General features: G+C 35.6%; 17 protein-coding genes and 1 riboswitch. Of the genes, 13 read left to right on the top strand and 4 right to left on the bottom strand.

Annotated elements, in window-relative coordinates:
• Positions 1-275: 275 nt before the first annotated feature.
• The 4 genes from sigX to RCG22_RS23480 all read left to right on the top strand — a co-directional run bounded on the left by sigX (position 276) and on the right by RCG22_RS23480 (position 3,919).
• On the top strand, positions 276-827 hold the full coding sequence (sigX, locus tag RCG22_RS23465) for an RNA polymerase sigma factor SigX (RefSeq protein ID WP_308104917.1): 552 nt from the start codon (positions 276-278) through the stop codon (positions 825-827).
• On the top strand, positions 802-1,971 hold the full coding sequence (locus RCG22_RS23470; RefSeq protein ID WP_308104918.1) for a hypothetical protein: 1,170 nt from the start codon (positions 802-804) through the stop codon (positions 1,969-1,971). The genes sigX and RCG22_RS23470 overlap by 26 nt, the downstream gene beginning before the upstream one ends.
• 164 nt (positions 1,972-2,135) lie before the next feature.
• The gene (locus tag RCG22_RS23475; RefSeq protein ID WP_308104919.1) at positions 2,136-2,891 is read left to right on the top strand and encodes a peptidoglycan DD-metalloendopeptidase family protein; all 756 of its coding nucleotides are present in this window, start codon (positions 2,136-2,138) and stop codon (positions 2,889-2,891) included.
• A gap of 145 nt (positions 2,892-3,036) precedes the next feature.
• Positions 3,037-3,170: riboswitch (FMN riboswitch) on the top strand.
• A gap of 164 nt (positions 3,171-3,334) precedes the next feature.
• The gene (locus RCG22_RS23480) at positions 3,335-3,919 is read left to right on the top strand and encodes an ECF transporter S component (protein ID WP_308104920.1); all 585 of its coding nucleotides are present in this window, start codon (positions 3,335-3,337) and stop codon (positions 3,917-3,919) included.
• A gap of 110 nt (positions 3,920-4,029) precedes the next feature.
• Here RCG22_RS23480 and RCG22_RS23485 read toward each other — a convergent pair whose 3' ends face one another.
• Positions 4,030-4,278: a ferredoxin gene (locus RCG22_RS23485; RefSeq protein WP_066060880.1), complete on the bottom strand. Its 249-nt coding sequence runs from the start codon at positions 4,276-4,278 to the stop codon at positions 4,030-4,032.
• A 259-nt stretch (positions 4,279-4,537) separates the two neighbouring features.
• Here RCG22_RS23485 and RCG22_RS23490 point away from each other — a divergent pair, with 259 nt between their 5' ends.
• The 5 genes from RCG22_RS23490 (at position 4,538) to RCG22_RS23510 (ending at position 8,957) form a co-directional block, all read left to right on the top strand.
• Positions 4,538-5,575 (top strand): YpbB family protein, encoded by a 1,038-nt coding sequence (locus RCG22_RS23490; protein WP_308104921.1) that lies wholly within the window; start codon positions 4,538-4,540, stop codon positions 5,573-5,575.
• Entirely contained in the window at positions 5,575-7,089 is a 1,515-nt protein-coding gene (locus RCG22_RS23495) for a RecQ family ATP-dependent DNA helicase (protein WP_308104922.1), read from the top strand. The genes RCG22_RS23490 and RCG22_RS23495 overlap by 1 nt, the downstream gene beginning before the upstream one ends.
• Entirely contained in the window at positions 7,086-7,691 is a 606-nt protein-coding gene (locus RCG22_RS23500; RefSeq protein WP_308104923.1) for a CPBP family intramembrane glutamic endopeptidase, read from the top strand. Before RCG22_RS23495 ends, RCG22_RS23500 begins: the two co-directional genes overlap by 4 nt.
• Complete coding sequence (locus tag RCG22_RS23505) at positions 7,688-8,410, top strand: LysM peptidoglycan-binding domain-containing protein (RefSeq protein WP_308104924.1); 723 nt, start codon at positions 7,688-7,690, stop codon at positions 8,408-8,410. The genes RCG22_RS23500 and RCG22_RS23505 overlap by 4 nt, the downstream gene beginning before the upstream one ends.
• Positions 8,411-8,501: 91 nt before the next feature.
• Positions 8,502-8,957 (top strand): YpbF family protein, encoded by a 456-nt coding sequence (locus RCG22_RS23510; RefSeq protein WP_308104925.1) that lies wholly within the window; start codon positions 8,502-8,504, stop codon positions 8,955-8,957.
• A gap of 31 nt (positions 8,958-8,988) precedes the next feature.
• Here the strand turns inward: RCG22_RS23510 and cotJC are convergent, their stop codons facing one another.
• The 3 genes from cotJC to RCG22_RS23525 are packed head-to-tail and all read right to left on the bottom strand — an operon-like array spanning position 8,989 to position 10,066.
• Positions 8,989-9,558: a spore coat protein CotJC gene (gene cotJC / locus RCG22_RS23515; RefSeq protein ID WP_308104926.1), complete on the bottom strand. Its 570-nt coding sequence runs from the start codon at positions 9,556-9,558 to the stop codon at positions 8,989-8,991.
• A gap of 20 nt (positions 9,559-9,578) precedes the next feature.
• Positions 9,579-9,839, bottom strand: coding sequence for a spore coat protein CotJB (locus tag RCG22_RS23520; protein ID WP_098261666.1), 261 nt, complete (start codon positions 9,837-9,839; stop codon positions 9,579-9,581).
• Positions 9,836-10,066, bottom strand: coding sequence for a spore coat associated protein CotJA (locus RCG22_RS23525; RefSeq protein WP_098261665.1), 231 nt, complete (start codon positions 10,064-10,066; stop codon positions 9,836-9,838). Before RCG22_RS23525 ends, RCG22_RS23520 begins: the two co-directional genes overlap by 4 nt.
• 147 nt (positions 10,067-10,213) lie before the next feature.
• On the opposite strand from RCG22_RS23525, the gene RCG22_RS23530 reads away from it, so the two are divergent.
• The 4 genes from RCG22_RS23530 (at position 10,214) to RCG22_RS23545 (ending at position 12,737) form a co-directional block, all read left to right on the top strand.
• Positions 10,214-10,849 carry a CBS domain-containing protein gene (locus RCG22_RS23530; protein WP_098261664.1) on the top strand — a complete coding sequence of 212 codons (636 nt, stop codon included), beginning with the start codon at positions 10,214-10,216 and terminating at the stop codon, positions 10,847-10,849.
• Between the two features lie 55 nt (positions 10,850-10,904).
• Entirely contained in the window at positions 10,905-11,273 is a 369-nt protein-coding gene (locus RCG22_RS23535) for a hypothetical protein (RefSeq protein ID WP_308104927.1), read from the top strand.
• A 24-nt stretch (positions 11,274-11,297) separates the two neighbouring features.
• On the top strand, positions 11,298-12,074 hold the full coding sequence (locus tag RCG22_RS23540) for a metallophosphoesterase (protein ID WP_308104928.1): 777 nt from the start codon (positions 11,298-11,300) through the stop codon (positions 12,072-12,074).
• An 81-nt stretch (positions 12,075-12,155) separates the two neighbouring features.
• Positions 12,156-12,737 (top strand): genetic competence negative regulator, encoded by a 582-nt coding sequence (locus RCG22_RS23545; protein WP_098261661.1) that lies wholly within the window; start codon positions 12,156-12,158, stop codon positions 12,735-12,737.
• Positions 12,738-12,766 lie beyond the last annotated feature (29 nt).

Genomic DNA, 12,766 nt, shown 5'->3' on the forward strand with positions numbered 1-12,766 from the left:
TATGACCCGAGCCCCTAGGCGCTGCAGCTAGATATAACTAAAAGCGGAAGCGACCGTTTTGCGACGTATGGATTGGAACCGCTCCGCATGAGATAAAGGAAACACGAAGAGCGTAAGCGAAAACTCATCCATTAAGGATGAGTTTTTTACGTCATGATTTTGGGAAATATATTCCAATTTACACCTTCCTTTTTGTCACAAAAAAGTCTATATTTATAAGGTGAAACTTTTTATACATATAAATCGACTAATATTATGAACGGGGAGGGGAATTGATGGACTCCGTTTTCGATGAACTTTACCAAAAATATCATCATGACGTTTTTCAATTTCTATTTTATATGGTCAGAAACAAAGAACATGCGGAGGATCTTGTCCAAGAGGTCTATATTAGGGTCTATAAATCTTATCGTCGTTTCGAAGGGAAAAGCAGTGAGAAAACCTGGTTGTTTTCAATCGCAAGAAATGTAGCCATTGATTTCTTCCGAAAACAAAAAGGATGGAAAGAACGATTACTCGAAAAATTTGATTGGTCCACCGATCAGCTGAAAGATGGATATCCTATACCAGAAGAGATCACGGTCCAAAAGGAAGAAATCCGATGGGTTTATAACTGCCTTGAATATTGTACAATGGACCAACGTACGGTTATTATTCTACGATATATACAAGATTTATCGATTGCTGAAACAGCCCAAGCATTAGGATGGACAGAAAGTAAAGTGAAAACCACACAACACCGATCGTTAAAGGTCTTGAAGAAACATATGGAAATGTCATATGAAAAGGAGGGGGCGGCTAGTGAAAAAGTCAGAGTGGAGCGATAAGCAGCTCGAAGAATTATTAAGGCAAATGCCTAAGATACAAGATAATCGCAATCCTCGTGACATTTATCAAAATCTTAATATTAGAAAAAAGAAAATGAAACAATGGATGCTGCCTGGCCTCGCTACTGCATGTGCATTGCTTATTTTTTTCATCTTAGTTCCTAAATTAATGATTGGAAATCAGTATGCTGAGGAGAAGGCGAGTCAAAAAGATGCTTCAGCTGGGAAGGAAGTGCAAAACGCGGATGAAAATTCAAAGCTTGCAAAAGAAAGTGATAATTCACAAGCAAAAACATTTTCAGAAGCCGGGAATAATGAACTTTTAAAAACAGCCATCTATGATGAAGATGTGAACAGTGGAACAGTCTTAACTTATTGGATCCCGGATTCACAAGCGCAAATACTAGTTCCAGTATCCACTTTAGTTAATAATTCAACTGATAAATTATCGTTTACTTTATTTATTGAAAAAATGGTGGATTTACAGGAAGAGGCCTGGGGGTTAAGTGAATTTTATCCTCTAAATGCTACCCTGAAGCTTGATGAGAAAAACAAAAGTGTTTTGATTGATGTGCCGGCAAATCATAAGTATGGACAAGGCTCAACAACTGAAACCACTTTTATTAAAGTATTACAAAAAGATATTTCTTCAAATAGTCAAATGAAAAAGATACATTTTTCAACAAATGGTAAGCCTGGCATCGAATTAGGGAACTACGGAAGGCAAGAAGAAATCCAAGTTGTTAAAGAGAAGAATCATGCTTTCTTCTTTTATTATTCCGAAGGGAATGAAATTCCCTATTTAGTGCCATCAATTGACACGTATAAAGATATTCAAACAGCTTTGGAATCAATGAAGAATGATCAGCCTTTATTGGGATTAAAAAGTTCACTTTTACCAGCACTTCCGATTAAGGATGTTTCTACAAATGAAAAAACATTATATGTTACACTTAAGGATAATTCGACCTTGAGTGATAATCAACTAACCCTAAATGCGTATGAGTCTTTATTATTGACAGCAAAAGAATTTGGTTTAGACAAAGTAATAATTAAGAATTCATCCATTAAAAACATCGGGCCATTTGACCTATCAAAAGAAAATAAAGTCCCGTTGGCTCCAAACTTTCGAACGATTCAATAATGAATCCTAATCAACCCAATGAGGTTGATTTTTTTTTTATGAATAAAATATCCGTAATCTCCCAATTATAACAAGTATGCCTAAGCGTTCCTCCACAGGGAAAGTGTTCTAAACGTGAAACAATTTACATATGGTGTGGAGGAGGAAAAGAACAAAGGAGGTTAATGAAGAAAATGCGAGACTACATAAAAAGGGTTCTCATTGCCCTAATTATGGCGCTATGTGTCAGTTTATTATTTTTAGGTGGAAAGCATTCAGAAGCAAGTATGAAGGATGAGAAAGCGATTAAGGATGGGTGGATATGGCCTACAGACGGGATTATTTCTGATACATATGGAACAAGAATGGGGAAACATAAGGGAATTGATATCGCTGGAAAAATAAACACACCTGTTCTTGCTGTCGCTGATGGTCAAGTGGTGAAATCCTATTTTTCGAATACATACGGAAATGTAGTGTTTATTAAACATCCAAGTCATTTTGTTACTGTCTATGCTCACTTAAACAAACGAATAGTAATTGAGGGACAAATGATTAAGCAAGGAACTGTAATAGGAAATATGGGGAGAACTGGACAAGCTACCGGAACCCATCTTCATTTTGAAACGCACCAGCAAGTGTGGAGATATGATAAGAAATTTGCAATGGATCCTGAAAAGCTCCTAGGAAACGTTGATACAGGCTTTATGGTAAGGGGTGGAATTGCAGGAATCCAAAACGATGTATTAGAAGCCAGTACCCATGTAAAACAGCAGAACGAGGATCATTCAAGGACGGGCAAAAAACAATATATCGTCAAACAAGGTGATACATTGTACTCCATTTCGAGAAAAACAAATATGACGGTAACACGCATTAAAGAACTCAACGATCTGTCTTCAGACCTTATTAAACCTAAACAAATATTAACTATAAATTAAGATAATGAACTACCCGCAGATTCAGGATTCTGCGGGTTTGTTTATTGAAAAAATAATAAAAAAGTGTCAGTACTATTAAATACTAAATTCTTTGCTTAACAAATTATGCATACTGCAGTATAATTATATTTGTAATTAAATATCGATCTATCTTCGGGGCAGGGTGAAATTCCCGATCGGCGGTAATTGAGTAAAACTCATGAGCCCGCGAGCCGTAATTTGGCAGGATTTGGTGTGATTCCAAAGCCGACAGTATAGTCTGGATGGGAGAAGATGGAGGTTCTGCAGACGTTCAAAATTTCTAATGAAATGAACGTTTATTAAGCGTGCCTTTGTGAACTCCCTCAAGCTTATTTCTTGAGGGAGTTTTTATTTACATAGGTTTCGACTGTTGCTGAACCTCTCTTCCTAAACGCGATGGATCAAAAAGAGGAGAGAGGAAGATGAAGAAGATGAAGAAACAAAGAAAAATGAATGTCAGGGCTTATGTGTCAATTGGAATGCTGAGCAGTATTGCTTTTCTGCTTATGCTAATACAATTTCCATTGCCGCTATTCCCAAATTTCTTATTTGTCGATTTCAGCGACATACCGGCATTAATTGCTGCATTGATTTTTGGACCAATTGCAGGAGTATTAGTAGAACTTTTTAAAAATATCCTTAATTATATTCAGACAGGAAGCTTTACAGGAATCCCTGTTGGCCATATAGCCAATTTCGCTGCTGGAATTGTGTTTATCCTGCCCACATATTATATATATAATAGACTCAAAACTAGAAAAGGTATGACACTGGCGTTAATTTCTGGGACAGTAACGATGGCAGTTATAATGAGTATTCTAAATTACTTAATTATTTTACCTGCATATACCCTTCTAATGGGTTTTCCAGATATGCGTAATTTGGTTGTACCAGCCATCTTGCCTTTTAATATCCTAAAAGGTGTGATGATGTCTGCGATCTTTATGCTCCTGTTTATTCGGATGCAGGCATGGATTAATAAAAATACAACAATTAAAAGCGTCTAATAGAAAACAGCAGGGGGGAACCATTCCCTGCCGTTTTTTTATTGTTGAAATAAAAACCCCTCTCCTAAAATGGAGAGGGGCAGTAGCTTAAAGTTTATTTTACTTAACTATTATTCGAATTTAGTTGGATTTCCGTCAAAAGATTCGTCAGCTACCTTAATTGAATCAGTTGGGCAACCTTCAAATGCATCCATCATATCATCGATTAATACATCAGGAATTTCAACAATTCCTTCATTATCATCAAGTGTTACGAATGCGATACCTTCATCATCATAATCATAAATATCTGGTGCTGCTGCGCCGCAAGCCCCACATGCAATGCAAGTTTCCTTATCCACAATTGTGTACTTTGCCATGAAAAAAACCTCCCAGTAATATAAAAAAAATTATTCTAACACATTTTCCATTATCAAGATGAAAACGGATAACTCATATCTATTGTAAAACTGTATCGACAACTTTTCAATAGAAAAATGCCCTTATTCCTGATGTTAAATAGATGAATTTCTATTTCTTCCACATTTTCAAGCAACAATCCATTCTTATTCATGGTAGAATAAAGAAGAAAAATGGGTATTTTGTCGATAATGCGCGAAAAAGCGGTGGGGGACTCGGATGATGCAAATTGAATCCATTATTCTATATAGTATTAAACAATTAAAAAGTGAACGGACGATTTACTCTGTTTACCATTTATTGAATGGAAAAAAATCATCACAAACAATCCAAGATGCCCACCTATTCTCACTGAAAAAATTTTTTGGAATTTATGAACAGTTATCCAGAGAATCCTTTGATGAAATATATCAAGCTATGGTAGAAAAAAATTGGTTAATAAATAAAGGGGATCAACGATATAGTTTAACGACCTCTGGAATGACACTTCTAGAAAACAATCCATTACCCCAATATATAAATGGCTGGAACTTTCATCAAATAACCTCATTATTTTGGGAGAGATTGTCCCTGCTAATTCAAGTGGTATCCAATCTTGCTTTTTGTGAATCAAGATATATACCAATTCAAAAAAACATAGATGTCCATAACTGGTTAAAATCTACTTTAAAGGATATCACCGTACCTAGGCTGGAATTGGGTCCTGCTTTATATTCAGAGTTAAATGAATGTTTTAATACTGCGAAAGTTATTGACCCATCCTTATTAGTGTTTCGGTTAACTGGTTATCAGCAGATTGGATTAACCCCTTTACAAGTAGCTGCAAAGGTGAATTTAAATATTCACAATTATCAGGTTGAGTTTACGAATATTCTCCATTATTTGATACACAAAATAATGGAAGAAGAAAATCAGTTAAAGGTCTTACCTTATCTTATCGATGAATTAATACAGGATGATGAATTAACTCTTTCCTCACGGAAAACCCAGAAATTGTTACGTCAGGGACATTCCCCTGACATAATCGCGAAACTTAGACACTTAAAATTAAGTACAATAGAAGATCATCTTGTTGAATTGGCCTTAAATACTACTGATTTTTCCATTGATACCTTTGTGGATAGAGAATTACAGCATGAGATTTTGGAAGTTTCAAGGCAAAAGGCATCTAAACAGCTAAAAGTGATAAAAGAAAAAATAGGTGCTGCAACCTATTTTCAAATAAGGTTAGTACTGGCGAAACATGGTGATAAATAATGGAAATTGAAAAGGTTTTAAAAAAGCACTTTGGTTATCTTTCGTTTAAGACTGGACAAAAAGAGGTCATCACCTCCATACTTGCTGGTCACGACACATTGGCCATGCTCCCAACTGGGACAGGAAAATCATTGTGCTACCAACTTCCTGGGATTATTTTAGAAGGTCAGATATTAATAATTTCACCACTTCTGTCACTAATGCAGGATCAGGTGGAGCAATTTAAGAGATTTGGGGAAAAAAGAGTCATTGCGTTAAATTCCTTTCTTTCTGCAGAGGAAAGAAATAGGGCATTACATCATTTGAATCAATATAAATTTATATTTATATCACCCGAAATGATGAGAGTTCCCTATATTCTCCGCAAACTTCAGGAGCTTCCCATTGCGTTATTTGTGGTCGATGAAGCCCATTGTATTTCTCAGTGGGGCTTTGATTTTCGCCCTGATTATTCAAAACTTGGTGATATTCGAAAGAAACTTGGGAATCCATTAACGCTTGCTTTGACAGCAACTGCAACCAAAAAGGTCCGAGCTGATATTATTGCCTCACTGGATTTAGAGGAAATAGTAAAAATCGAATCAACCATTGACCGTCCTAATATCAGCTTTTATGTTAAAGAACTAAACGATTATCGCGATAAGCAGGAAAACATCCTTGAGTTAGTTGCCAACTTAAAAAAACCGGGAATTATTTATTTTTCTAGTAAAAAAACTGCTGAACAGATGGCAAGTCTACTAACAGAAAAAGGAATTTGTCAGGCGATGGCCTACCACGGCGGATTAGATCAAAATACAAGAATCCTGATTCAACAACAGTTTATCTATGGTCAATTAGATGTAATATGTGCTACCAGTGCGTTTGGCATGGGTATTAATAAAGAAAATATCCGTTTTATTATTCATTATCATATGCCAATGCAAATTGAATCTTATCTCCAGGAAATTGGCCGGGCAGGACGAGATGGCGACCCGAGTATTGCCATCCTTTTATATTCGCCAGGGGATGAACAGCTTCCAATCCAGCTTGCTGAGAATGAATTGCCATCAGAACAGCAAATCGACTGGTTGTTTAAGAAGATAACCGATGAACCGCTTTTCAAGAATGGAGATAGTAGTTTAGATATGAAACTAATGGAACTTGGGGGTTTTACTGAGATCCAATGGAGGATTATTGAGGACTTTGTTAAAAATTCATCGCTAGAAACTGCTAATCTTAAAGGGTTACAATGGACCATTAATCATTTTGTTAAGGAAAGATTGACTATTAAGAAAAATAATATTTATTCTATGAAAAAATGGGTTGAAACCAATTTTTGCAGACGTGAAAATATATTAAAATATTTTGATGAAGTAAAGACAATAGAGGTAAACCCTTGCTGCGATATCTGCGGTCTTCAATTAAATGATTATCAAGCGATTAATCATTTAACCGTTCCTTCAGCGAAAACAGATGAAAATAACTGGAATGATTATCTTTCGAAAATTCTAATCAATGGTGAGTTGAGGGAATGAAAAAAAAGTACTTTGAATTAATTAATAGTTTAACGGATAAAGATTTGCTTTTTCACCTTTACATGACACAGGTCATTCTCTGCGTGATTTCAATACTACTAGGGTTAATATTTTTTGACCATTTATCCTATTTAAATCATATTTCTTTGCAAGATTTCCAAATAATTACAATAGGTGTCCCTGTTGGAATAGCCGTGGTGTTAGCAGATATTCTCTTAATGAAATTGCTGCCTTCGTCTTATTATGATGATGGTGGTTTGAATGAAAGAATATTTAAAAAAAGAAATATATTTCATATTTTATTCATTGCCCTATTTGTTGCTTTTAGTGAAGAATTATTGTTTCGGGAAATCATTCAAACAAAATTAGGTCTAATTCTTGCAAGCATTATTTTTGCAATTATTCACTATCGATATCTTTTTAATTGGTTTTTGTTTGTCAATATTGTGGTTTTAAGTTTTTTTATTGGTTTAATATTCGAGTGGACTGGCAATTTAGCTGTAACAATTGCGATGCATTTTGTCATTGATTTTTTATTAGGAGTATATATAAAATTTAGACGTCCAATCAGAGAAGATGATCAGGGAGGGGTGGCGCCATGAATAATGAAGAACCATATAGAGACCAAGCAGATAGATTAAAACAGCGTATAGAAAAAATTAATGAAAAAGTCGATGACAAGGAAGATTTGCCTCCAAGGGAGCAAATTCATCGGCAAAAGAAGAAAAAAACTAAATGGAAGCTAAAGTATCCACTGATCCGCCTATTAGTTTTGTTTTTTATCCTCCTGCCTGTCATCATATTTAGTGTGATTTCATATCGTGACGGTGACAAAAAAATAAATGGGAGTGAAAAAGCATCAGAAGAATCAGTAGGGTTTGAAACAATTCATCTGGAAAAGTCGAAAGATGAGGAAAAAACCTTAGAAAACTCCACTGAAACGAACGATGCAATTCCTGAAACGAATGATTCGGAAGAACTAGTCAAAGAGTCTAGCGACGAAGTCTTGCAGACTGAAAAAACGGTGGAAGCCTCTGCTCATCCCGATAGTACAAATAGTACAAATGAAAACAAAACGAATTCTCAGGAAATTGACAGTAATAGCGAAAAAGAAAAAGCGTCTGAAACTAATGCAAAATCGGCAGAATCTGAAGAGACTAAAATTATTTCTTATAGGGTTAAACCAAATGAAAACTTATATAGGATTGCAATGACATATTTTCATTCCCCCAAGGGAATGGATATCATTATGAAGGCTAATCATCTAACAAGTAAACAAATTAATGCAGGGCAGGTTTTGAAAATACCAATAAATAATTAGCCGATTCCAAAAGGGATCGGTTTTTTTCTATGGAAAATCATATTAGCAGGGACAAGTTCATATGAATATAAGAGAAATGGAGGGTGATAAAATGGATTCTCCAATCCAATTACTTGAAAATACTGATCAAGCAACGAAACAAGCTCTTGAAAATGTTAGAAAAAGAAAAGAAAAATTTGACCGCTTTAAAAAGAGGCACATTCTCACGATTTGGGCAACCATTATTTTAGCAGCTAGTTTCCTGACCTACTTGTATATCACAGTTGCCAGCATTTATTCCTATTCCTTTGCCGCAATGTTTTCCGCGTTTGTTAATGACTCCAATAATTTAACATTGTTGGTTTTTTGTGTAGGAATGTACGGCACAATGAATTTAATGAAAGAAAAAAAGGATAAAGCTGAAAAGGAATATCATGAATTAAGACGCGAGATTGTCGACCGAAGTAAGGATTATTGGAAAAAAGAAGAGGAATGGAAAAATCGTCACCTAGTTTTTGAATTGATGAAAAAGTTGTATGATATTAACCTATACCATGAAAACAAATAAGAAGCAGACTACAACTGCTTCTTATTTGTTATTAGAAAATTGTCTGTTTGCCACGTTCGTCTTTTAATATTTCCACAGCCTCCCTGAAACGTTGAGAATGAATGATCTCCCGTTCACGTAAAAAGCGGAGACTATCATTAATATCAGGATCATCACTTAAGTTAATTAACCACTGGTAGGTTGCACGTGCCTTTTCTTCTGCGGCGATATCTTCATATAAATCTGCAATGGGGTCACCCTTTGCAGTAATATAAGTAGCTGTAAATGGAACTCCTGCAGCATTATGGTAGTATAATGCACTATCATGATCAGCATAATGTGCTGCCAGTCCAGCAGCTTTCATTTGCTCAGGAGTGGCATCTTTCGTTAATTTGTAGACCATCGTAGCAATCATTTCGAGGTGGGCGAATTCTTCTGTACCGATATCTGTAAGAAGGCCAATTACCTTATCGGGAATCGTATATCGTTGGTTTAAGTAACGGAGTGCAGCAGCAAGTTCTCCGTCGGCACCCCCATATTGCTCAATTAAATATTTTGCTAATGTTGGATTACAGGTACTGACTCGAACCGGGTACTGTAACTTTTTCTCATAAACCCACATTGAATGTTTACCTCCCTATATTAGACTTGCCACGGCCATGGGGCATCCTTCCAGTTCCATGGAAATCCAGAGTAGCTATTCCCGAATTGTTGCAAAGGACCAAATTGACTCTCAAACAACTTCTTAATGCGTTTTCTTTCTTTTACGTAATGATTAAATTGATTGATTGCCTCAAGGTCGTCTGGATGGGTATCTAAATATAAAGTGAGTTCTACTAACACAAAATCCACGGCTTGAAGCTGCTCCATAATTTGATAATATTCTTCAGGGACCTGTTTCATGTTGGCAGTCCCCCTTTTGCTTTCTCCAACGTATTGTACCAAGGATCATAAAAGTCTTTCCAGAGAGTGCCTGCTCTCAGTGCTTCCAGTGGTGTAAATTGAGGAAGATTAGGTGGTTGAAAGCCCATATATAAATGTGGCGGGGTAGAATATGTTTTTTCAAGAATTGGCGGACAAGGATCGAACGGACTGGCGTATGGATGATAGGTTTTGAAATGTGTATTCATTTTAGCCCTCCCTTTATTCAACATCATTTAATAATATGAAATTTTCAATTTTCTATGACTTATCCTTAAAATATAAAGGGTTTTATCCAAGCCATGTCGAAGTATACTAGTTAGTAAAGTAGGATTATTACTTAGAGGTGATGGGAATTGTTCGTAAAAAATATTATGATTCCAAAGCATGAATGTTTCACTGCACAGGAAAATACGACATTGAAAGAAGCATTGGAAAGTTTAGAAAAACATCAAATTGATGGACTACCAGTTTTAAATGGAGATAATTATGTTGGAGTTGCGACAAGATACTGCATTTTTGAAAGTTACTTTCAATCCGATAAACAAAAAGATGAGTATTTAACCTCAACTTTTGTAAAAGATATTGTTACACACCAAAATAAATTTTTAGAGGGTGGAGAATTATTTGAGAAAACCCTCCTTGATTTGAAGGATTTCCCATTATTAGCCGTTGTGGATTCTAACAAAAAGTTTCTTGGAGTAGTCACGCGCTCGGATGTAATTAGTTCCTTCGAAAGTGCATTCGGTGTTAACCGTCCCGGTGTTAGGATTGCCTTTACATCTGTTGAAACCGAAGGACGGATCGCCCGACTTTCTGAAATAGCCCATCAGTTCCATGAACATATTATTTCACTTGTTACTTTTGATGAAACAGATAAACTTGTCCGTAGAATTGTTATGAAGATTGAAAAGAAGAACAATATTGATAAATTTACAAAAAAGCTGGAAGAACATGGGTTCAGAATTTTAAGTATCGAAGAGGACCAATAAACTGAATAGGTAATATTTTTAAGCCCTCTCATACATTGTATGGGAGGGAATTTTTATGTATAAAAAAATATTCAAGTATTTGGCTATTTTTCTATGTGGCTATATCCTTATCAAATGGATCACGATTCCTCAACCATTTGTCCTTTCTGATTTCTTTATTGGACTTGTCATGAATCCATTAAAATTTTTTGCAGCTTCAGTGGTTTATTTTATTGGATTTCTCATTACAGGAAGAGTTATATGTGAGCTTTTCCATAGGACTAGAAAGAAGTGGCAGAAACGGGAGATATCAGGTGCAGCCCTTTTTTTTGAATATCTCTTTTTATTGATTATTTTTTTCCTGCTGTTTAATTTGGGATGGCAGCAAACCTTTGTCTTTTTTAGTTTAAGCCTTTTTTATGGTATGATTTCCATTGAACCTTAAGTTAAGAAATGGGGAAAAAGGATTATGGTTATTATTTTAATTGTCCTATTTATCGGTTGTGGATGCCTTCTTGTATATATGTTGCATGAGGCATTTTTAAATAATGTAATCGAACATGAGTTGTCTTTTTCAGACTTTCCTAAATCCCTGGGACGTGTTTCGGTCTTTTTTATTTCGGATGTTCACAGGAGGAAGATATCCGATAAAATTATTAACTCTGTTAAGGGGAAGGCAGATATAGTTGTAATTGGAGGGGATCTAACAGAAAAAGGTGTTCCTTTTGAAAGAGTTAAAAGAAACTTAATGAAACTAAAGCAAATTGGTCCTGTTTACTTTGTTTGGGGCAACAATGATTATGAAGTAGATTATCATAAATTAGATGCCATCCTGCTTGAGTTAGGTATTAAAGTGTTAGATAACACAGCAGTTACTTTTGAATCAGACCAAGGAGAAAAATTATCTTTGCTTGGTGTGGATGATTTAAATCAAGAACGAGATCGTCTAGATTTAGCCTTAATAGATGCAGAGGAGAAAAGTTTTAAAATTTTAGCAAGCCACTATCCCGATATCACAGATAAAATTCTCTCTAAACATGAAATCCGCTTAGTGTTAAGTGGTCATACACACGGAGGACAAATACATATTTTAGGATATAGTCCGAAGGAAAGAGGAGACCTAAAAAGATTAGATAATACAATTCTCCTTATTAGTAATGGCTACGGTACTACTACCATACCTTTAAGGTTAGGGGCACCTGCGGAATGTCACTTGATTACATTAGCTCCGAATTCTGAAATGTAAGGATAAATATAGACAATTCACCAACAAGACCCCAGGGCATACACTGAAAACAAGAGTTATGTCACGGCAGGGGGCAAAATCATGCGCTTAGAACGCTTAACGGCCAATAAAATAAAAATTTTTCTAACCTCTGATGATTTATTTGACAGGGGACTCTCCAAAGAAGATATTTGGAAAGACTCGATTAAATGGAATCAGCTTTTTCATGATATGCTAGAAGAGGCAAGTGAGGAATTTGATGTTGATATCCAAGGTTCTGTAGCGGTAGAGGTGTTCTCCCTCCAAGCTCAAGGGATGATATTGATCATTACCGTTGATGAAACAATTGATGATGAAGAAATTCTATATGATGGTTTTATTGAAATGCAAGTTAGGATGGAGGGCTTTGATGACCTCTTGTATGAGTTCGCTGAATTTGAGGATATAATCGGCCTTTCAAAAAGACTGTCCAATGTCAAAATTTTTGGCGGGAGCCTATATGCAATGCATAACCGCTACTACTTGTTAATGGAAAATTTAGAAGCTGAAAATAATATTAAAGCAGCTTGTGTTCTTTCTGAATTTGGTAATGCTTCTATTTTAAGTCCTTTCGTCTTAGCTGAGTATGGTAAACGAATAATCGAAACTAAAGCAGTAGAAACTATTCTACGATATTTCAAATAAAGGCCTATTTTTAAGCAAGGGAGCAAGCA

Origin of the sequence: Neobacillus nitrireducens, from assembly GCF_030915405.1 — a bacterium.
GTDB lineage: Bacteria > Bacillota > Bacilli > Bacillales > Cytobacillaceae > Neobacillus.